The organism is Bradyrhizobium sp. USDA 4538 (assembly GCF_024171045.1).
In the GTDB taxonomy this organism is placed as follows: domain Bacteria; phylum Pseudomonadota; class Alphaproteobacteria; order Rhizobiales; family Xanthobacteraceae; genus Bradyrhizobium; species Bradyrhizobium australafricanum.
Genome location: NZ_JALJZE010000001.1, coordinates 2169695 through 2189429 on the forward strand (window position 1 = coordinate 2169695; position 19735 = coordinate 2189429).

At 57.8% G+C, this 19735-nt stretch carries 25 protein-coding genes and 1 pseudogene; 2 read left to right on the top strand and 24 right to left on the bottom strand.

What is annotated here, in order from left to right; translation table 11 throughout:
- The first annotated feature begins 229 nt into the window (after positions 1–229).
- Positions 230–973: an OmpW family protein gene (locus J2R78_RS09440; RefSeq protein ID WP_375167007.1), complete on the top strand. Its 744-nt coding sequence runs from the start codon at positions 230–232 to the stop codon at positions 971–973.
- A gap of 567 nt (positions 974–1540) precedes the next feature.
- Here J2R78_RS09440 and J2R78_RS09445 read toward each other — a convergent pair.
- The 16 genes from J2R78_RS09445 to J2R78_RS09520 all read right to left on the bottom strand — a co-directional run bounded on the left by J2R78_RS09445 (position 1541) and on the right by J2R78_RS09520 (position 11814).
- The gene (locus J2R78_RS09445) at positions 1541–1888 is read right to left on the bottom strand and encodes a ferredoxin (protein WP_253588057.1); all 348 of its coding nucleotides are present in this window, start codon (positions 1886–1888) and stop codon (positions 1541–1543) included.
- A 955-nt stretch (positions 1889–2843) separates the two neighbouring features.
- Entirely contained in the window at positions 2844–3317 is a 474-nt protein-coding gene (locus tag J2R78_RS09450) for a Rieske 2Fe-2S domain-containing protein (RefSeq protein ID WP_253588058.1), read from the bottom strand.
- The gene (locus J2R78_RS09455) at positions 3314–3535 is read right to left on the bottom strand and encodes a hypothetical protein (protein ID WP_057018212.1); all 222 of its coding nucleotides are present in this window, start codon (positions 3533–3535) and stop codon (positions 3314–3316) included. The genes J2R78_RS09450 and J2R78_RS09455 overlap by 4 nt, the downstream gene beginning before the upstream one ends.
- A 23-nt stretch (positions 3536–3558) precedes the next feature.
- Positions 3559–3759 (bottom strand): hypothetical protein, encoded by a 201-nt coding sequence (locus tag J2R78_RS09460; RefSeq protein WP_253603978.1) that lies wholly within the window; start codon positions 3757–3759, stop codon positions 3559–3561.
- 35 nt (positions 3760–3794) lie between these two features.
- Positions 3795–4988, bottom strand: coding sequence for a DegT/DnrJ/EryC1/StrS aminotransferase family protein (locus tag J2R78_RS09465; protein ID WP_253609789.1), 1194 nt, complete (start codon positions 4986–4988; stop codon positions 3795–3797).
- Positions 4989–4993: 5 nt separating this feature from the next.
- Positions 4994–5263 carry a hypothetical protein gene (locus tag J2R78_RS09470; RefSeq protein ID WP_057018211.1) on the bottom strand — a complete coding sequence of 90 codons (270 nt, stop codon included), beginning with the start codon at positions 5261–5263 and terminating at the stop codon, positions 4994–4996.
- Positions 5264–5297: 34 nt separating this feature from the next.
- On the bottom strand, positions 5298–5657 hold the full coding sequence (locus J2R78_RS09475) for a DUF3024 domain-containing protein (RefSeq protein ID WP_253603980.1): 360 nt from the start codon (positions 5655–5657) through the stop codon (positions 5298–5300).
- Between the two features lie 13 nt (positions 5658–5670).
- On the bottom strand, positions 5671–5910 hold the full coding sequence (locus J2R78_RS09480) for a nitrogen fixation protein NifZ (RefSeq protein ID WP_057018209.1): 240 nt from the start codon (positions 5908–5910) through the stop codon (positions 5671–5673).
- Positions 5903–6226 carry a nitrogen fixation protein NifZ gene (locus J2R78_RS09485; protein ID WP_057018208.1) on the bottom strand — a complete coding sequence of 108 codons (324 nt, stop codon included), beginning with the start codon at positions 6224–6226 and terminating at the stop codon, positions 5903–5905. The genes J2R78_RS09480 and J2R78_RS09485 overlap by 8 nt, the downstream gene beginning before the upstream one ends.
- A complete protein-coding gene (locus J2R78_RS09490; protein ID WP_253588059.1) occupies positions 6219–6602 on the bottom strand; it encodes a hypothetical protein in 384 nt (127 codons plus the stop codon). The genes J2R78_RS09485 and J2R78_RS09490 overlap by 8 nt, the downstream gene beginning before the upstream one ends.
- Before the next feature lie 158 nt (positions 6603–6760).
- Positions 6761–6985 carry a 4Fe-4S binding protein gene (locus tag J2R78_RS09495; protein WP_081334786.1) on the bottom strand — a complete coding sequence of 75 codons (225 nt, stop codon included), beginning with the start codon at positions 6983–6985 and terminating at the stop codon, positions 6761–6763.
- A 9-nt stretch (positions 6986–6994) separates the two neighbouring features.
- Positions 6995–8554, bottom strand: a complete 1560-nt coding sequence (nifB, locus tag J2R78_RS09500) for a nitrogenase cofactor biosynthesis protein NifB (RefSeq protein WP_253603982.1) — start codon at positions 8552–8554, stop codon at positions 6995–6997.
- Between the two features lie 345 nt (positions 8555–8899).
- The gene (locus J2R78_RS09505; RefSeq protein ID WP_069277626.1) at positions 8900–9763 is read right to left on the bottom strand and encodes an SIR2 family protein; all 864 of its coding nucleotides are present in this window, start codon (positions 9761–9763) and stop codon (positions 8900–8902) included.
- Positions 9760–9984: a putative nitrogen fixation protein NifT gene (gene nifT, locus J2R78_RS09510; protein WP_069277625.1), complete on the bottom strand. Its 225-nt coding sequence runs from the start codon at positions 9982–9984 to the stop codon at positions 9760–9762. The genes J2R78_RS09505 and nifT overlap by 4 nt, the downstream gene beginning before the upstream one ends.
- Positions 9981–11174: a cysteine desulfurase NifS gene (gene nifS, locus J2R78_RS09515; protein ID WP_069277624.1), complete on the bottom strand. Its 1194-nt coding sequence runs from the start codon at positions 11172–11174 to the stop codon at positions 9981–9983. Before nifS ends, nifT begins: the two co-directional genes overlap by 4 nt.
- 319 nt (positions 11175–11493) lie before the next feature.
- Positions 11494–11814: an iron-sulfur cluster assembly accessory protein gene (locus J2R78_RS09520; protein ID WP_069277623.1), complete on the bottom strand. Its 321-nt coding sequence runs from the start codon at positions 11812–11814 to the stop codon at positions 11494–11496.
- Between the two features lie 273 nt (positions 11815–12087).
- Between J2R78_RS09520 and J2R78_RS09525 the strand changes: the two genes are divergently transcribed.
- Positions 12088–12678: a hypothetical protein gene (locus J2R78_RS09525; protein WP_253588062.1), complete on the top strand. Its 591-nt coding sequence runs from the start codon at positions 12088–12090 to the stop codon at positions 12676–12678.
- Between the two features lie 7 nt (positions 12679–12685).
- On the opposite strand, the pseudogene J2R78_RS09530 reads toward J2R78_RS09525, so the two are convergent.
- From J2R78_RS09530 to nifE, 8 genes and pseudogenes are all read right to left on the bottom strand, one after another.
- Positions 12686–13080: pseudogene (locus J2R78_RS09530) on the bottom strand (Rieske (2Fe-2S) protein).
- A gap of 664 nt (positions 13081–13744) precedes the next feature.
- Entirely contained in the window at positions 13745–14584 is an 840-nt protein-coding gene (locus tag J2R78_RS09535) for a host specificity protein (protein ID WP_253588063.1), read from the bottom strand.
- A 629-nt stretch (positions 14585–15213) separates the two neighbouring features.
- Entirely contained in the window at positions 15214–15513 is a 300-nt protein-coding gene (gene fdxB / locus J2R78_RS09540) for a ferredoxin III, nif-specific (protein WP_092084232.1), read from the bottom strand.
- A gap of 13 nt (positions 15514–15526) precedes the next feature.
- Entirely contained in the window at positions 15527–15727 is a 201-nt protein-coding gene (locus J2R78_RS09545; protein ID WP_092084234.1) for a CCE_0567 family metalloprotein, read from the bottom strand.
- Positions 15728–15735: 8 nt separating this feature from the next.
- Positions 15736–16206, bottom strand: coding sequence for a NifX-associated nitrogen fixation protein (locus J2R78_RS09550; protein WP_253603984.1), 471 nt, complete (start codon positions 16204–16206; stop codon positions 15736–15738).
- Positions 16207–16212: 6 nt separating this feature from the next.
- Positions 16213–16608 carry a nitrogen fixation protein NifX gene (gene nifX, locus J2R78_RS09555; protein WP_092084238.1) on the bottom strand — a complete coding sequence of 132 codons (396 nt, stop codon included), beginning with the start codon at positions 16606–16608 and terminating at the stop codon, positions 16213–16215.
- A complete protein-coding gene (nifN, locus tag J2R78_RS09560) occupies positions 16605–18014 on the bottom strand; it encodes a nitrogenase iron-molybdenum cofactor biosynthesis protein NifN (protein ID WP_069277618.1) in 1410 nt (469 codons plus the stop codon). Before nifN ends, nifX begins: the two co-directional genes overlap by 4 nt.
- 9 nt (positions 18015–18023) lie before the next feature.
- Positions 18024–19670: a nitrogenase iron-molybdenum cofactor biosynthesis protein NifE gene (gene nifE, locus J2R78_RS09565; RefSeq protein WP_069277637.1), complete on the bottom strand. Its 1647-nt coding sequence runs from the start codon at positions 19668–19670 to the stop codon at positions 18024–18026.
- Positions 19671–19735 lie beyond the last annotated feature (65 nt).

Here is a 19735-nt window from a genome sequence, read left to right on the forward strand (position 1 = left end):
ATTTGCCGGCGCTTTACGCCGAGACGCGGCTTATTGAATAGATTCGGCTCAGACAGAACATTGAACTGAATAACGATCCAGACAGAGGACGCGAAGCTCGCGGCCGTGATCCTTATGCAACGTGGCTGCAGAATTGCGCTACGTCCGCCGCCATTTGATCAGCATCAAATCCTTCGCCGTCTGCCATGTGTGACAGAAGTCTCGCGCGACTCTTCGCGCGAACTTTGGAATGGAGAATTCGATGAGGACAACGACAATTCTGACAACGGCATCGCTGCTTGCGCTCGCGACCCCGCTGGCCAGCATCCCGGTAAAGGCCGCGGACCTGGCGCGGGCCCCGATCTACTACAAAGCACCTCAGATTGAGCCCTTCAATCCGTGGATGATCCGCCTGCGCGTGCTTGGCGTTTTGCCGGATACCGCCGGAAGCTCCGTCAATGTTGCCGGGGTGCCGGCGCTGTCCTCGCCCGCTTCCGGACTATCGATCAGCGACCAAGTGGTACCGGAGCTCGACATCACCTATTTCTTCACAAACAACGTTGCCGCCGAACTCATTCTCGGCGTGACCCGTCATCACATCAGCGGCGCGGGCACGCTAACTGGTCTAGATGTCGGCAAAGCTTGGCTATTGCCGCCAACCCTGACTCTGCAATATCACTTCACCGATTTCGGCCCGTTCAAGCCCTACATCGGCGCGGGCATCAACTACACCGTATTCTTCAACCAATCCGCAGCCAATACGTCACTCACTGGCCCTGCTGTGACGGATTTGCACATCAGCAACCAGCTTGGTGCCGCGGTCCAATTCGGCTTCGACTATATGCTTGACCGTCATTGGGGCCTCAACTTCGACGTGAAGAAGTTGTGGTTGCGACCGAATTATTCGGCGACCGTAAACAATGCAATTGCTGTCACCGGCCGCGCCAATATCGACCCATGGCTCGTCAGCGGCGGCATCACTTACAAGTTCTGACGCTAAGAACTCGCTTCAGCGAGCTCTCGGACGCGCCGCCTCGTCTGGCGCGTCTCCCCGCTGTAGTGCAGTACAAAGGCGAGCGGGATGATGTGTAAAACGACACGTCGTCTCGCCGAAGGCCGGGAGCCATTCGCAGCATTACTCTCGCTGTGAGCTTTGGACGTGGCGGTAAATGACAGAGCACAAACAGATTGAGCCAATAGCGGTCAATAAAATCCTAATCGTGTTTCCTTCTCGGCGGGAGCAGAAGCGGTCACCCTGCTTATCGGAGCCGAGACTTCAAGCCCGAACGCCCCCTTGTGAGAACGATCGCTCCTGCAACAGACTTGAGTTCGAGTTCAGGGCTCATCGGACCCGATCATGAGCAGGACTCCGGTCGAGGCTTCCCTCTCACCGGATGATCCAGATCCAGGGCCATAACGACGGTTCAGTAGTCCGCCGCTGCGCACGTACTGGAAGCGTTAGGGCGCCCGATCATCGGAGATATGCCGAGATGCCAGCTGGCTGGGCATATAAGCTGCCCATATAGACGACGCCCGGGCAAGCGGCGCTAAAACGGAGTCTTTAGCTTCGCCTCAGCACCATCACGAGGCGGTCGACACGTTTGCCCTGCTTGAGATGGGAGTCTACGATTTCATCAACGTCTTCGGGCGTGATGGCGCGATACCAGACCCCGTCTGGATAGACGACCATCAAAGGACCGGAGTTACAAAAGCCAAGGCAGCCCGCCATGGTGAAACCGACATCGGTGAGGCCTTGGGCTTCGATTGCCTTACCCATCCGATCCCAGAGGACCTGCGCCCCAGAAGCGCCGCAGCTGCCGTGCGGATGATCGGGCGGACGCTGCGTGTGGCAGGCAAAGACGTGATGCCGATAAAGTTGAGGAAGCTCGAATTCGGTTTCTGCGTTCATGCGCCTATCCTGCAATCAACGGCTTCATCTGAGAAGAGACAAGATCCGGGATCCGCCCAAAACGTCTTCTCTTCATTCGAACGCCGTATCGGCCATAACCAATTTCCACTCGTGCTTGCGAAGGCAGGCGAAATGAGCGGGCGACATATTGATGATCATCGCTGACCGATCAGCGACAGATGCTTGCCATATGAAACACCCGCCATGATCAATTTCAGCGTCGTGATCTTCTTTTCCCTCATCACTTACGCGACCATCCAATTCCCCCAAAGCAAGTTCCGCACCAGATGCGCAGCGCTTGTTTCTCCAACAATCTCATTCTTCGCTCTGAGACGACCGACAATTATGCCGAGCTCGCGACAATGTCGCCCGCCTCTGTTTCGTGCATGACAAATGTTGCATCGCGTTCGACACTCTTCCGCCTCAGCCATTCGCAGTTCGTATGTAGCGCGCCCATGTCCCCGTTATGCATCGACCTTGGCGACGCCGTCGGCTGACGAGATGGCGGTGACCGCTAGGCCATCGCATGAACGGAGGCTTGGCATTGCAATTGCTACGCCCGCTTCAGCGGTCGGCCAAAAAATCGGAAGATAGGAAAATCGGGACACAGGATCGTCATTCCTCCAGACCAAACGGTCCTGTCAGTCTGGGCCTCCCCATTTCATACAGCCCAGACGGTGCCCTCGGCGAACTTGTAGCCGCCGAGGGCATTTCCTTCTCGAAAATTCTATCCACCGGCAACAATGGCCTTGCTCGCCGTTTGGTGAGCTAGCGCCAGAAACCTCGTTGGTGCCGCCAAGATCGCGGTTGCTGTTCGGACTCCGGCAAGACCGCCAGCTTTCACTCTCAGTTCACACGTATTGACGCGGGTCCGGGACAGTACTCGTGAGTCCGATGGCTCTATTCGGCGATGCGTGTTAAAAGCGACTTGATTAGCGGCCAAGTGTTACGCCTGTTAATCAGGATGGATCGCAATATCCATGGCTTCGTCGCTGTCCTCAAACGAGTCGTACAACCGATCGTCCTCCAGTAACCTGACGCCGCACAGGCAGACGTCACCGTCGATGATGGCGAGCGCGACCGGTTCAAGCGCTTGTCCATTGCAGGGACCATCGATGCATAGCCCAGTGTCGATCTCAAATCTGGCACCGTGCCTGCCGCATCTGAGAAAGGAGCGGTCAGAGGAGAAAAACTCGCCGGAGCCGATGTTGAGCCATAAGCTGTCATGCGGACAGCGATTGACGTACCCTAAATAGTCGTCGCCGAACGTGCGAACCACAATAATTGGAAACGGGCGGCTCTCGCCGCTGTCGTCGACTCGCGACAAGCTGAAGCCCCTGGCGCCACTTCGCTCGATGGCATCGGCGGGACAGACGGCGAAAACCGCGATCTGGTCACTCATCGGATTGCCAATCATCCCTTTGCTCATCCGGGCCTCGCAGTTTCCTGCTTGAAGGCTTCGACCGTAGTCCGGGCCAGCCGGAAGGCGCCGCGGCCACGAGCGAGCGGTCGATAATTCGAGCCGACACGGGTGTTGAGCACATCAAACCACTGGTCCGGCGTGAGCTTCGCCGGACGCTCGCTGATTTGGATCACCCTCCCGTTCGGGCCGAAGCGGACGTGAATGATGACTTGTTGCGGGTCCATTGCAATTCCCTATTTAGCCGACTTTAAAGACCCGAGCCGAGACTGAGGATCTCAATTGTGAATAGCTCGGTTTCCAGCAGCTTCGCGCGTGGCCTCGAGCCGTGGATTTCAGACCGCGCCTCGCTACCTTCGAGCAGGTCTTCTTCGTGCTCACGGGCCCGCCCTTGGTCGTTCGCCTTGCTCATCTGGCGCGGTGAAGCACAACTACGATCATCGCTATTCAAATGCTCGTCCTTCCGTTTGGCGGATTATCCGCATCTCAGTAGATCGCTGCACCCGCGCCCACGTTGATCGACGCATCTTTCATGGTCTCGACAATAAACTCGATCTTGTCGTTCGAAAGATGAGTGTGAAACGGCAGTGCCAGGGCGCGATCGGCGATCTTTTCCGTAATCAGCAAATCGCCACGGCGATAGCCGAGGTCGAAATAATGGCGTTGCAAGTGCAGAGGATGGCTATAGGCGACGGATTCAATTTGGGCGGCGCGCAGATCCTCGACGATAGCGTCGCGGCCGGATCGCGTGAAGCGCGTTCCCAGATGGACGAGATAGAGCAACCAGTTAACCTCGGTCACATGAGGGCCTACGTAAGGCGGCTTAATACCTTCAAATGATTGCATATGCGCGCTGTAGAGCTGCTCCACCAGGCGACGACGCTCCAGGATTTCATCGAGACGCTGGAGCTGCGCCAGCCCCAAGGCTGCCGTGAGATCGCTCATGCCGGCCTGGTACGGTGCTGTGGCGCCGACGATCACGGAAGAGCGCTCGTCCAGGCGGTGGGCGCGATAGCGCCGCACGCCAACCGCAAGGTCGATATCGTCCGTTACCACCATTGCGCCTTCGCCGCAGCTTAGGGCCAGGGGTTGGGCAAAGTCGAAAACCGCCAGATCGCCAAACCGGCCGACCAGTTCGCCCTTGTACCGCGATCCAATTGCTTCGGTGGAATCCTCCAAAAGTGCCAGATGATGGCGCCGCGCGATCACACGCAGTTCTGACCACGGCGCGGGATGGCCGTTGGGATTACCGGCGACAATCGCCCGCGTGTTGGCCGTGATGCGCTCTTCGGCTTTCTCTGGGAGCAATGTTCCCGACCAATAGTCGATGTCGGCAAATACCGCCCGCGCACCTGCAAGACCGATCGCATGGACCGTCTCGCGAAAGGAATACGGCGAGGCAATGACCTCCTGTCCTGGCCCGACGCCGAGTGCCTTGAGCGCCAGCAGCAGCCCGATGGTGCCGCTCGATACTGCTACCGCATATTTGCGGCCAAGATAGACGGCAAACGCCTGCTCGAACGCCTCGGTGATCCGCCCATTGGAGATCTGCGGCGTGCACAGAAGCGCTTCCACGGCGGAGAGCTCGGCGAAGCTGATATCGGGATCGGACAGTGGAATGAAGGATGTATTTGCCTCCTTCCCGTCCGGGCCATCAAGCCGATGCTCTGCCAGTTCAATTCCGTTCACCCTACAGTATTCCTCTTCGCTAACACGATAGCGGTCGCCCGCTTCGGATCGGCTGTAATCTGCACGCAGTGATCCGACCCGTCGAGCAAATGCAGATCGAAACTAGGAAATTGCCGAAACGGCTGATCCGTCACATCCGACGCATCGCAGCGAACGCATGCAAGCTGCGGAAAGCGGCGCCGCAGCTCGACGAAGGGACTCGTGTCGGCGTCATCGACCGCAAGCAGTCGCTCGATTTCGATCAGTTCCTCCGCAGTGAGCGCCATCGTGACTTCTCCATGATTCGTCAACGGCAATTCGTCACTGCCAGAACAAGCGCTCGGGATCCGCGTTCAATTCGTCGATTGCTGAACTCAGGCGGTGGTAAAGGCTGTAAAACTCCCAGATACCTTGCGCGTGGTTCTTGCAAAACACTTTCCAGATTCCGCTCACGGCATCATAAAGAATCAGCGCGACATCAATGAGGCCGCCATCCTTGTCGATATTGCGCGAGCAGCATGGAGTTTCGACCAGATAGCCGCCCTTCACCGGCGTCACGTTCGGCGAGACATAGAGATAGCGATTGCGCGAGCTCAAGCCGCGCTCGATCCGCTTGCGATCCAGCTCGTTCGGGTGAGGGACCAGCCCGGTCTTTACCTTCCTCATCAGCCCGGCATTCATCGCGAAAGCCCCCTCAAAGCGCGGTGATTTCCTCTTCAAGACAGCCAATGAGCCGCCGCTCGCCAAAATCGACAGTATAGATCGGTACGTCCGCCTCCGTATGGATAGCGACCCTTACGATCTCGCCGGTTGCTCCGGCGCCGAGCACAAGACCCTCAGGCTCGGTATCGGGAAAAGAGCCGTCGTTGATGAGGTCAACTGCAGCTTTGACGCGCTGGCCCCGCCGATACTTCGGAAAGCGAACCTCAGTCATACACAGTCTCTTCCGGCAATGGCAGATCATCGATCTCCTCGCATGCGTCCACCGACTCAAGCTCCTTGCGCTTCATGCCAACGCGGCAGCCGCTTTCGAGGAACTCGACGCCGTAGATGTAGAATTGCTGCAAGAACGTGCCGATCGACACGACGTAACCGACATCTCCCTTCTTGACCAAAATCTCGCCGATCTCCTTGCCGCGATATGTGCCATCGTTGCGGATAGTGCGATTGGCGCGGACCTTTTCGCTAAAACTGAAGACCGGCGGCCCACTGAGCTCGACGACGTCGCTGTCCCGAACGATTTTATTCATGCACCACCCCCTCGTGGACACGCAGGGACGCCGCCATACCGGCGCATGCGAGGTCCCGCATCAATTCGTCCTTATCTCCATCTGCCGATTCACCCGCGGCAATGCAGCGCGCCACTGCATGGTAGACGTGTGGGCCAGGGGCACGCTGTGGAGCAGTTAGCGGCTCCGGCAACAGGCGCCGTATGTTCTCGACCCGCACCGGGGCGTCTAGGTCGTTCGCTGTGGCTAGCGGCCGCTCATTGGAGACACCGCGTGCCACGATGTGGCGGAACTCGAGCTCCTCGTCGCTCATCAATTGGCCGAGCTGCTGCGGCGCGACGCGGTGCGCCACGGCGCGACTAAGCTCGTAGGTATGGTCAGCCAGCATCAGCGTCACTCGGTCGCATCAAATGGAGTTCCAGCTCGGCTGGCAAGGCTGCGATGGCCCTCGTTTCGCCGCCGCAGAAACAGGGCATGGCCTTGCGCCGCGTTCCCGGGTACAGTTTCGTCCACATCATCCAGCGGCGGCGGGAATCCGTTCATGGAGCTCACCCTTCAGGCTGGCGCGTGGTAGCGCGGCCAGGACGTGTCGATGACGCAAGTATTCTCGACCGGACAGGCAGCAACACATTGCGGCTCGTCGAAATAGCCAACGCATTCAGTGCATTTTGCCGGCTCAATGACGAAGATCCCAGCCTTCTCCGAGATTGCAACGTTCGGGCACAATGGCTCGCAGGCTGAGCAGCTCGTGCATTGCGAGGCGATGATCTTGAATGGCACACAACCTCCTCACGCCGCAGAGTTCAGAGCTCCCTGTCGAATCGAAGCATCGCCGCGCTTCACGTGCTGGATCTCACCGCTCTTCACCTGGTCGAGATAGGACCGGAACCAGGCAATTGCCGACTTCTCGATGAACTCATGCGCGTATTGATCGACCGGCTCGATTCCAGCCTTGATCAGATTGCCTTTCGGGCCGCCGCCGATCTTAGCCACGAACACCGCGTGGCAGTCATTGATGCCGCGGACGATGGTGGACAGCCTATCCTGCTCCCCATAACCGCCCTGGCAGTAGACGTCTACACGGCGGTGGCCAACGAATTTTGTGCCGGAAGTGGAAAGTTCGTAGATTTGGAATTCCTTTGCATGTCCAAAGTGCTCGTTGATTATCCCCGAACCTTTGGTTGCGACTGCCACCAGAAGCGAGATCTCACTCGTCTCCCCAGCCAATTTCCCGAGTTCCTCGTTGTTGGCCTTGCCTTTGGCGGCACGCTCATCCTCTACCCGGTCGCGATAAGCCTGGCGCACGTCGAGGTCATATTCGACGTCCATCTTCATGACTTTGTCAGTGGTAAACTCCGCGCTGCGATCCTCTCCGAGCAGACCCACAGCATCGGCCCGGCACTGACGGCAGTGGCGCATCATGTTTATCTCCCCTTCACAAGCATCCTGCAGCGCCCTCAATTCCAGCGCTGTCGGCCCGCGCTGACCGTTGAGGCCAAATACTGTTCCGTACTCGGGTGCGGAGATCAGCGGCATGATATTGTGAAGGAAGGCGCCTCGCGACTTCACCGCCTTGTTGACTTCGACCAGGTGATGATCGTTGATATGCGGGATCATCACAGAGTTGACCTTGCACAGGATCCCCCGTTCGCTGAGCATCTCCAGGCCTTGCAGCTGACGATTAGTAAGTATCCTTGCCGCGTCGATGCCGGTGTAGCGCCTGTGGTCGAAGAAGATCCATGGATAGATCTTGGCGCCGATTTCGGGATCGATCGTGTTGATGGTGATCGTGACATGGTCAATCTTGGACTTGGCGATGATGTCAACATAATCGGGCAGGCTCAGCCCATTGGTTGAAAGACACAGCTTAATGTCCGGAGCCGCTTTGGCGACGAGTTCGAACGTCTTGAACGTCTTCTCTGGATTGGCCAATGGGTCGCCCGGACCGGCGATGCCAAGCACGGTCATCTGAGGAATGGTGGCCGCAACCGCAAGCACTTTCTTGACCGCCTGCTCAGGCGTGAGCTTCTCGCTCGCTACGCCCGGGCGCGATTCGTTGGCGCAGTCGTATTTGCGGTTGCAGTAATTGCACTGGATGTTGCAGGCTGGCGCCACAGCGACGTGCATGCGGGCGTAGTGATGATGCGCCTCTTCGCTGTAGCAGGGATGGTTCTTCACTTTTTCCCAGATCTCGGTCGGCAGATCGCCTTGTCCCGCCCGCGAGCCGCAACGCGCTTGGCCAATGTTGGACGAGGTGCGGCAGCCCTTATGCTCGGCGGCCGTCTGCACCATCTTTCCGGCACCTACCGCAGCTTCGGCATATTTCCCGCGTCCGACGACCGCGTTCATTTTCCAGTTCTCCCTGCAGGCAATCATCGGCCTCCCTGGAGTACCCCCGAGAGACCCTCAAGAAGAGCAGTAGCAACTCACATGCCATCGCGGAGACGATGACATTGCAGCTATACCCCAAAGGGTTAGGGGGAGCATCAACGCCCAGGCATGCAGGACCAGCAATGGCGCGAATGTAGGAAGCGCGACAAGTACGTCGTGCTTTTGGCGCAGAGCCCCACGGCTGTTGCGCTCATTCACGCACCAAGGTCACGCTCTCCCCGGCGCCATCTCTGTTGGCCTTAATGCGATGCGGCCACCTCACAACGGGCAATACGAGCTGGGGAATCCGGCTTCGCAACGCCGCTAATGGGTGAGCAGTATCTCGACCGCGCGAGGCAGACCAATCGCAAGCGGCATCAGGCCTTGCTCGCGCAGAAAACGGAGCTCATTGCGTGAGATCGCATCCAGATCGACGATTGCATAATGGGTATTGGCCGATCGCTTGATGACTTGCCGGGCGTAGCTACGCAACAGCTGATCGTTAAAGCGACAACCGATGAAGAGAAAGCTCTGTCCGATCCGCCTTTCCTTGATGATGTCCGGAATCGGTGTCTGGATGTCGATTTCGGTCAGCACCTCGACATAGTCGGCATCGGCAATCAGGAAGTTATTTGCCGGCTGCACGCCGCCGTGCGGCTTGTACAATACCGTCGCCCAGCTGTCCGCCACGACACTGTGGACCTCTCGGCCAACCGAGTCATAAAAGCGATACCAGCGATTCTCACCAATGCCGACGCGGCTAATACCCTGCACTTCGCCCCATCCATCGCGCTTATCCAGCGCCGCGCGCATCGCCCCATCATACCATGTGTCGATTATGATGGGCAGCGACAGAGACGCAAGATGATCGTGCAACCCGGTCGGCTCGACCGGCCGAGCGAACGCCTGCGCCATCAATGCCGTCACGGTGGAGCGATGTTTGCTGATCTCGATGTGCTGTGCCGCGGCCCATGCATTGCCCTTTGCCCGCCGCGGCAGCGCAACCTTGCTGGCGAAGAACTCAGATAACGCCTCAGGTGTCGTCGGCACATCGGGTCTGGACAATTCGACGAGGCCAGGACCAAGATAAGGAACGACGCGCGCGGCCCTGAGCCCGGCAGCGACGTCCGCGAGAATGGCCTTGGCATCGGTCCCATTGACAAAATCGATCTGTGGAGTCGCCTTCACGGATCGTCACCGTTCTCGCCCCGTTTTTTGGCGTTGATTGTCACCGGCAATCGTGTATCGCTTGCCATCTCCGGCAAGTCGAGCACCCAGCCATTCGCTATTTTGATCCAGCCGCCCCACAGCGTTTCGTGCTCGGATTCCACGATCGGTTCTTCGAGATCCTTTTTCGGCACATAGATCGATAGGCCCGCGTCCGGAGAGCGGCGGATCATGATCTTCAAGAGTTCAACTCCCTCGATTGCGGCGCATAGTTGGCCAGACTGGCAGACTCCCGCAAGTTGGCGCGCAATCGAGCCACGATTTCTGACAGCACGCACACGACCTCATCGACCTCGGCGAAGGAGGTTTCACGCGACAGAGAGAAGCGCACCGCGCCGCGCATGCTCCGCTCCGGTACCTGCATGGCGCGCAGAACATGCGAGGGCTCCATTGAGCCGGAGTTGCAAGCTGATCCCAGCGACACGGCAATGCCGGCGCGATTGAGATGATGGACGATTGCCTCGCCATCGAGATCATCGAAAGCGATATTAGCCGTGTTCGTTAGCCGGTTGCTGACATCGCCGAGCACCACGCACTCGCCATTATGCAAAATCCCCTGCTCCAGGCGGTCTCGCAACGCACCAATGCGAACTCGTTCCGGCTCGAGCCGCTCCAGCGCCAGTTCTGCCGCTTTTCCAAGACCGACGATGCCGGGAATGTTCTCAGTTCCGCCGCGGCGCCGACGTTCCTGTGATCCGCCCCAGATCAGCGGCCGGAATTTTGTTCCTTTGCGCAGATAGAGCGCACCGATCCCTTTTGGGCCATGTAGTTTATGTGCTGAAAGCGACAACATGTCGATCGCACTGTCCTTTAGGTTGACACGTACCTTTCCAACGGTCTGGACCGCATCTGTGTGGAACAGGGCGCCGGCCTCACGGGTCAATCCGGCCAGAAACTCCACCGGAAAAATCGTACCGGTCTCGTTGTTGGCCCACATGATCGAGGCCACCGCCGTACGAGGCCCGAGCGCGCAGCGAAACGCCTCGATGTCGAGCCGGCCGCGGGAATCCACCGGTACGATATGCGCCTTGACGCCTCGCGTCGCCAACTGCTCAACCAGGGAAAGGATGGCGGAGTGCTCAACCGATGTGGTGACGATCTCGTCGCGGTCCTCTTGGATCGCAAGCGCCGAGAGGATGGCGGCATTATTCGCCTCGGTCCCACCGGAGGTAAAAACGATCTCATGATCGTGGGCATTGCCCAACAGATCCTGCAAGCTACGGCGCGCCTGCTTCAGCGCGACTGCGACCTCGCCGCCAAACGTATGGCTGGATGACGCATTGCCGAATTGTTCGGTGAAGAATGGCAACATGGCTTGCACAACGGACGGATCGGTCCGCGTCGTCGCGTTGTTGTCGAGATAAATCGGCACTTGATCCCTCGCTTAATCTCACGCCTTGGCTGCGGCAGCTACCGGGAATAAGCGGACCAATTCGCAGAGCCTATTGACAAGCCACCCCTGAATGTCTTCCAGCGCCCCCTTGAAAGCTTGCAGAACGCGCAGGCACCAAGGCTGACCACGACACTGCCGCGATCGATCCGGTTCAGCCGACTGTCGCTGCCTCGTTGCAGAATGGGTCGGACATCTTCGATTACGACACGAATGGATAGTTCTCGGCCGGTCGGTCGTGGCGGCCGGTAATTGCCTCATTTGCTCTGATTCGGTCAGCATGCTTGACGTCTCTTTTTTGTTAGCTGAACGATTTTCCGCACGAGCAGCTCGAAGTGGCGTTCGGGTTATGAAAGGTGAAGCCTGGGCTCTCCAGCGCCATCACGAAATCGATGGTTGTGCCGACCAGATGCTCATGGCTCTTGTTGTCGACAAACACCCTCAGGCCGCCGCACTCGATCACTTTGTCGTCGGGCTTCGGTTGCTCTTCAAGACCCATCATGTATTTGAACCCGTTGCAGCCGCCTGCCTCGACCATAATGCGCAGCCCGCTTGCTGGCTGGGCCGATGATGAAATCGCGCTCTTGACCGCATTCACCGCGCTATCCGTCAGGTTGATCATGGCTTATCCTTCATCTGCTTCGGACCACTTGCTTATGGCAAGTCATGTGCCAGCGTGCAGAGGATTGATGATGTTTGCCTTTTCGGATCGTGCCTGTTGGCTTTGGCACTCGCGTCGAATTTCCGACAAGACTGCTTGAGGCGGCCTGGGCCCATTTACGCCTTTTCCTTCCAAGCTACGTCGAAGACTGCTGTGCGTGGACGGCAAGCAATTTGCAGTGCGTCTCGCACCGGCCAAGGCGTCGGTGAAACGCTTAGATCGAGGACGATTTTAATGACTACAATCGAGAACACCGCGCTCGGCAGACTTGAGAGGGAGGGCCGCCTGCTCAATGCCGTATTCAAAGGCGGGACCATAAAGCCTGGCCGGTTCGGCTTTCGCGGCGACATCGCACTGAAATTCCAGACCCAGGTCGCGGACGAGAAACGGCCGCCGGACTATTCGATCGAGCAGGTTTTGACGATTGCGCAGAGCGGAGAACGGGTCATTCCGGTGCTGGCCGGCTATCTGCATTCATTCGCGTATCTGGCCGACGTTGCGGGCGTGCTGGACGGCGCGTTAAGCCCAGACGGCAGCTACTTCATGTTCTGCAACAACATAGACCTGCTCGCGAAATACCGAGTCAAGCTTGGTGACGTTATCTTTCACGTCCTGCCGTGCGATGAATCCACGGTTTGGAAGGAGATGATGGACCTGGTCGGGGTCAACAAGGATGACATCAAGAAACTCGATTCAGGTGGCAAGCTCGATTACCTGCTCGATGCGGCAAAGGATCTCGATCTGTCCGATGACGAGATCTCGTACGAAGATGGACTTAAGAAGATGGCCCCTGTGAAAAACCGCAACGAAAACCGGCCCGTCTGAACAAGCTTCATTCGTTGCGGGAAGCATCGTCTTCGACAAGACTCACGCCGACGGCGCAGATATCTCCATCCAGGACTATCAACGCGATCGGCGTGAGCGTTCCACCCTTACAAGGACCTTCGACGCATTGGCCGGTGCCGAGCTCGAAGGTCGATCCGTGCTTGCCGCACATCAGTCGAACGCCGTATGGATCGAGGAATTCGTTCCGCTCCCAGTCCAGATTGACGCCGTTGTGCGGGCATTTATTGACATAGCCAAGCACGCTCCTCCCCATCGGATCACAACGATGGACCACGGCCGTCGATTACCCTCGTCATCTATGACCATAAGATGGAATCCCATGGCTCGGCAGCTTGGAATATCTTTAAAGCCGCAAATCGCGTTGACGGCATCTGGCTGCATTCGCTGCTCGCTTAATGTTAGACGTCTTTTACTGTCGCTGTGCAATCAACCATGCAGTGCAAGATCGTTGTTGACACGGTTCTACGGGTCAAGGCCAATCCACGCGAACATTTGGCTTTGCGCTGCGACATCACTACGCGGCACAGCCTTCGCCACCGTTCTGGAACTACTTGCCGGCCCATCAAACGCACTGTCGCTCGCAGAACATCAATGCCTTCCGACAGCACCGAATAAGCCAGATTGCGCACGTGAATGCCACGACAAGTGATCTTGGCATACTTTTGAATGAGTGAAGCGTCTGGATTTTGGTGTTTATGCCAAGACACGCTGATGCGATTGGGTGCAGGATTGCAACCGCGAAACCACACTTAGCCGTCGCCGGTGGTATTCGAGTTGTTCCGGCTCAAACTTCACGGTTGCGACCGCCAAGCATGTTGCAACAACTTACGATCGCAGCTCGCGGGTGCCCGCGCCTTTCGGTCCACCGGCCGGGGTATCTAGGTCCTGCCGATTCGGCGAAGCACAACGCTAGGCTACTTCCGGCAAGGACCGCAAGCCCGAGATCCAGACGAGAGGGAGCGCGAGCGAGCATGCGCTCCCTTCTGGAGGTTAAGACTTTTGCGCTAGCAATGAGGAAGGACCAGTCATTTTCGAGCCAGTCTCGTCATTCCGAATCGTCTTGCGCCAGACCCATTCTTTCCATGGCGCGCTCCAAATAGAACGCAGGATCATCGTCGGAGGATACCGTCTCGAAATTGCCGACATCATTACCATCAGAATTGGAAAGATACTTTGTAGGCTTGTCCGTTCGCTGCCACTGATCGTTCTCGTTCTTCGTCCACACCTCGGGATGCTCGTGAGGATCAAGCACCCAGTAATTGCGGCCGAAGTGGACAAAACCCATTTCCGCCAGACGTGGTTCCATGCCTTCTACGGCAGGACGTGACAAGACCAGCGGATATTTGCCGTCCATTCGCAACTGATGCTCCAGCAAAATATCCCCAGCATTCTCGACCAGCGGATGAGTAACGCGGAGATCTACCACGGACGTGACGTCGCTACGCCCAAACTGCCGCAGAAAACGTTCTCCTTTGATCGTGGCGGGGCCACCTGCCCTTAGAAGCCCGACACTTTCGTCACCCAGTTGATAGCTGTAGAATTTTGCCTGTTTGTTCGGATCATCGTAAGTGCTGGCATAGCTTCCAGCAACCGTTGCCGCGCGCTCCGCTTTCTCGGATACGAAATCCGAGTACTCTTCTGGGTTACTTGCGATTTGCATGATGTCGCTACCCAAATATCTTCTTACTCCATCCATGAAGGAAGATCGGTTAATCTCGATGATCGGAGGACTGGAAGTGAGAGTGTATCGCGTCATTGATGAGGACTCACCCGGATCCATACCCGCCACCGCCTCCGAAAAGCGGGAGCTGTCTCCCGCCTCTTCCCATTCGGCCTGGCTACCGCTTGCCGACTGATCGGACGCACCAACGATTCTGCCATACATCAGCTTCGCTCTCCTATCGGCAAAATTGCATGTTGTTGAGCTCGTGCCGCGCAAGCTCTGCGGGTGAGGATATCCAGACCAGCTGACCACAACCTGACGCACAGGCAAGGCGCCTGTCCGAAACTTTCACGCGAACGCTAAGCCACCAGCAGCGCATTGCGATTCGACGATATGTTTTCTCCTGTTGAGGAACTGCACTCCTATTGCGCTAGACTGGTCGCGCCTGAGCTGGCTCTCTGCGTCCTGCAGGTCTGATCCGACCGCTAGCACCGTTCCTAGCAAGGGATATTGTCAGCCACCAACGGCCGAGGCTTTGGCCGTGATCACGTCGGTTCGGAGCTAGAGACTAAAGCTAGAGACCAAATAAAGCGCAAGACTCGGTCGGGGACGATCAGGGAAGGGGATCTGTCCACGGTCATACCATGACCAAACGCACGCTCCTCCTGATCCCCAACCGAACAAGCGTGCCGCTGCATCGGAAACAGCATTTCGTAATTCGTTACGACCTAAAACGGTTCGCGTTACAGCCACGTTCCGGTCCGATCTTTGTTGCGGTCACTGCTCAGGAAGTTCAACGATGGCTGTATTTTTGACCGTAACGCCCTGCGGGGGAGGGATACGGCGGCGGGTCAGACAGCTTCAGCTTCGGCCGGAACGTGGGTTTGGCAGTTGGCCGGACAAACCCTACTGCAGGCGCCGCAGCCGATGCAGGCGCCCTGATCACTCAGAACCATGACTTTTTTTTCGATCTCATCGTCCTCGTCATCGTCGAGATCGACAAGTTCGCCCTCCTCGTTGATTCCTTTCAACGTCATGACGTCCCGACCGCACACTTTGAAACAGCGGCCACAGCCGATGCACTTCTTGGCATCGATCGAGATCAGGTAGTCCGGCGTCCAGTCGCGACCATCGCGCGTTGCAAACGACATGAGTCGAAACCCTCTAGATATTTTCCAGCGCCTTCAAATCCAGACTCTTGCGTTCGAGTTCGGCGTAGGCATGGTGCGCCTTCTCTGCCACCGCCATGATTGATGCCCAGTTGATAGGAAGCTCTTCCGAAAGATCGTGCAGATCCATTTTCGCTTGTAACGCTTTAGCCGACAGTTTCTTTAGTTCTGCCTTCAGTGTTTCACGATCGCTCATGAGTGCCCTCAATAGTTCGCCACGTCCGGAAATTTACGAATCAAATCGATCCCGCTCCTGACATATTTGTCTCCCTCCTGTGCGAGCATTGCGAGATTGTCGAAACCAAAGCGATGCACATCGCGCAGCTGTTTGTTCACCGCAATCAGCCGACCTCCGATCAGCACCATGCGGCCAAAGCCTTCATGATGCATCTTCAGCATCGGCTGGATCATCACGCCGGTGGCCTTCTCAATCGAGAGTGCAACCGCATTGAAGAACAGCTCCAGCCGCCACAGCGTATCGGGATCAGGATCGCCGACGATCGGCAGCGCACGCCGCTTCTCCTTGTCCAAGATATAGGGTTCGAGCAGGTCGAAATCGCTCTTTGCTTCCCACGCTCCATTGGCATCCTGAGCGCGCCATATCTTGACGAGTTCCTTGAAGAACGGCGCATCAAGGTCGCCACGCGGCTGCTCCATTTCTACGGCCTCGGTCATCTCACCTCATTCGTCGAACTCGAATGTGCGGCGTTGGTCCTTCGCCAAGGCCTTGCGGAGCCAAGGCGGCGGCGTGCCCTTCAGCACCTGCTCGAGCTTTTCGAGCAGCACAAGGATGTTCTCTGGCTTGTTCACTTTGATGGGATGGATGTTGTTGGCGACCACCCGCGCGGCGCCAGCACCGCCGATTGCGGCAACGTACAGGATTGCGCAATCCTTGATCGCTTCGATCTTCGGCGCTAACTTATCGTCGTTGCCGTCTTCCTTGAGATCTCCCTCAAACTCAACCGCCTTGAGAAACACGTGTCCGCTTGGCGCGACATCGTAGATAGCGATATTCTTTGCCCAACCAAAATGGGCATCGACCTGTCTTAGGTCTTGTGTGGCGAACGCGACCTTCATGCAATCGACCTCTCAGTCGCTCCCTCGGAGCTGCGGTTGGCGGCCGCCGCTGGCAGTGCGGCCCGACCCCGCCAGCTATCGGGCGTGGGCTGATGATTCTCCTCGCGGTCCGCGATCAGGAGATTGGCGATGTCGAAGATCAGATCGCGCGTACCACGATACCCGATGGATAATTGGTGTCCTGCGCCAAGCCGATCGAACATCGGAAAGCCGGCTCGATAGAACGGAATTTTCAGCCGAGCCGCCGCTTGCCTACCATGCGAATGCGTGATCAACAGGTCGCAACGCCTGGTTTTGGCAAGCTCTTCCAGATCCTCGAGATCGCCAATCAGCACCTCTTCGGTCTTGATCCGCTCGATCACGGCCGACTGCGTAGTCGTCACCGCCACGGCCACCTCCGCACCCATGTCGTGCAGCATACTGGACAGGTCGAACAGCAGGTCGGGCTCCGCCGCGATCGCAAGTTTGCGACCGCCGATATGGAAGTGCGTATCCAGCATTGCATCGGCCAGCTGGCCACGCTGGCGCCGATACTTCGACGGGACGGGGCGACCGCTGATCTCGCTCAAGAAAGTCATCAAGTCGTCGTTCGGATCGAGACCGCACAGCCGTTCGAACAAGCGAATGGGCACGCCAGTTTTGGCCTGCATGACCTCCGCTGCTCGCCGCATTTGCCCGCCGACCGCGATGGTCCATCCGGCACGCCCCATGCTCGCGATTTCGTCGACGCCTATGCCGCCGATGGTCGTTGCCGTAAACTCGTCGGGAATATGCCCATCGAGCGACCCCGCCAGATCAGGCAGGAACGACGGCCGCAACCCAAAATCCTCCAGGATCGTGCGGAGTTCATCAAGGTCACCGGGCGTGAGGTGACATCCTGGAAGAACATTCACCCTCGATGGATCGCGCAGGCCGCTGACGTTTGGCCTTTCCACCAGCAAATCCACAATGCGCGCCACAGCCTTCTCCCAGCCGTCCTGGAACGCACCTTTGAAATCAGGCGTGGAGACATAGACCAGCGGTAATTTCGCGAGCTGCGGATGCTTGTCGCGGATCAGCTTGAGGTAGGCATCCACATCGTCGCCGTTGGTCTCGGTGACGCCCGTCGAGCAGATTCCGATGATTTTTGGCTTGGTCCGGTTATAGATATTGAGTATCGCCTGCTCGAGATTCTCGTAGCCGCCCAGCACGGTCGCGACCTCGCTCATCGCGGTGGTCTGCAGTGGTACAGCTTCCTTGAAATGCCGCACAAAGAGGGTGAGCCCGAAGGAGGTGCAACCTTGTGAGCCGTGCAGAAGCGGCATCGCTCCACTTAGCCCCATGAAGGCAAAAGCGGCGCCGATCGGCTGACTCATCTTCAGCGGGTTAACCGCGCATGCTTTTGTCGGCACCGTGGCAATGGCCATGACACGTCCCTATTCGGCGGCTTGCAGCCCGGCAGGCGGCGAAGACGACAGAACGTCCTCGATGCGTTGCTTGCAGCAACCACCGACTGCATTGGTGTGGCCTCTGACTGCATCGACGCTGCTTAAGCCATGAGCGTAGATCGCATCCTCAATTGTGCCGAGATCGACTGTGTTGCAGAAGCAGATCTTCCTCGCGCGCCGCGCCCCCTCCGTGACTGCCGGATCGCCGGCGACCACGGCCACCGGCGGCTGCATCTGCACCATCGCCTTGGCCAAGGCCTGCCATGGCGCTGGTCGACGTAGCTGCTCCCACATCGGGTTGAAGAGCGACTTATCGATCTCCTCCACCAGCTTGACCATTCCGACATAGCCCATATAGGCGTGGCACCGCTCCTGGTTGATATCGAGCCAAGGCATCGCCGCCTTCAACGCAACGAACTGCGATTTGCCGCCCGAAAGCATGATGTCCGCCTTGGCCTCCTTCAACATCTTGTACATTTCGCGCGGCGTCATATCTTCGATCATGTGGGCATCCTGCCCCATCAGCTGCTTGATGCGTTTCTTGTCCTCCCTCGTCGATTTCTTCACACTGGTTCCGACCAGTTCGAGACCGGCCTGCTGGAGTGCCGCAACAACCGACCAGGACTTGACGCCGCCGGTGATCAACAAAGCCTTCTTGCCCTTGAATCGTGGCTTGTACGGTCCGATCGCGGCCCATGCTCTCGCTTCCTCGCGGGCGATCACAGCTTCGGTGCGTCCAAGCAAATCCTTCGGCGCGCCGCGCTCAACCAACAAGCGGGCAATCTGGCGCAGCGATTCGCTTGAATCCTGGATGCCGTAGAACGAGCCTTCGAAGAACGGAATGCCGTAGCGTTCCTCCATTTTGCGTGCGACGTTGAGCATGGCTTTCGAGCACACCAACATCGCCGCCCGTGCCCGATGGGATGAAGCGACTTCGCGATATTTGGCATCACCCGAGATGCAGGAGAGAATCCGGACTCCAAGCTCATCCAACAGAGGCTTCACTTGCCAGAGCTCTCCGGAGAGATTGTATTCTCCGATGAGGTTGACATCGTACGGTGTGGTGTAGTCCGGCTCTTGCGTTCCGATCACATAGTCGAGTAAGGCCTCGCCGGCGAGTTTGTTACCGAGGTTCTTCGAACCAACGAACCCCGGGGAATTGATCGGGATCACCGGCTTGCCGAACCTTTGAGACGCCGCCTTACAGACCGCGTCGATATCGTCGCCGATCATGGCTGGGATGCAAGTCTGATAGACGAAGACAGCGGGCGGGTCGTGCTTGTCGATGATCTCCTTGATCGCTTTGCAGAGCCGCTTCTCGCCTCCAAATACGATATCGGTTTCGCTCATATCGGTCGTGAATGCGGTGCGCCACAGACTAGAGCCGGAAGACGCCGCGCCGCGATTGTCCCACGAATTGCCTTCGCACGCGATCGGACCATGTACGAGGTGAGCGACGTCGGTAAAGGGCTGCAGCGCAATTTTTGCGCCGTCGAACGCACAGCCGCCCGCAGCGCTGCCAGGCTGCAGCTGTTTGGTGCAGCCCTTTTTGCGCTCAGCCTCCGACTTACTACCATTCTTGGCGCAGCCCGGTTCGTTGAAAATACTCTGGACCCTGGCCGCTAGCGAGCTCATTCTTTTTTCCTTTCGATCGAAATCAAATGCAAGGCCAACCATCATGGCCAACCACATGTCTCTTG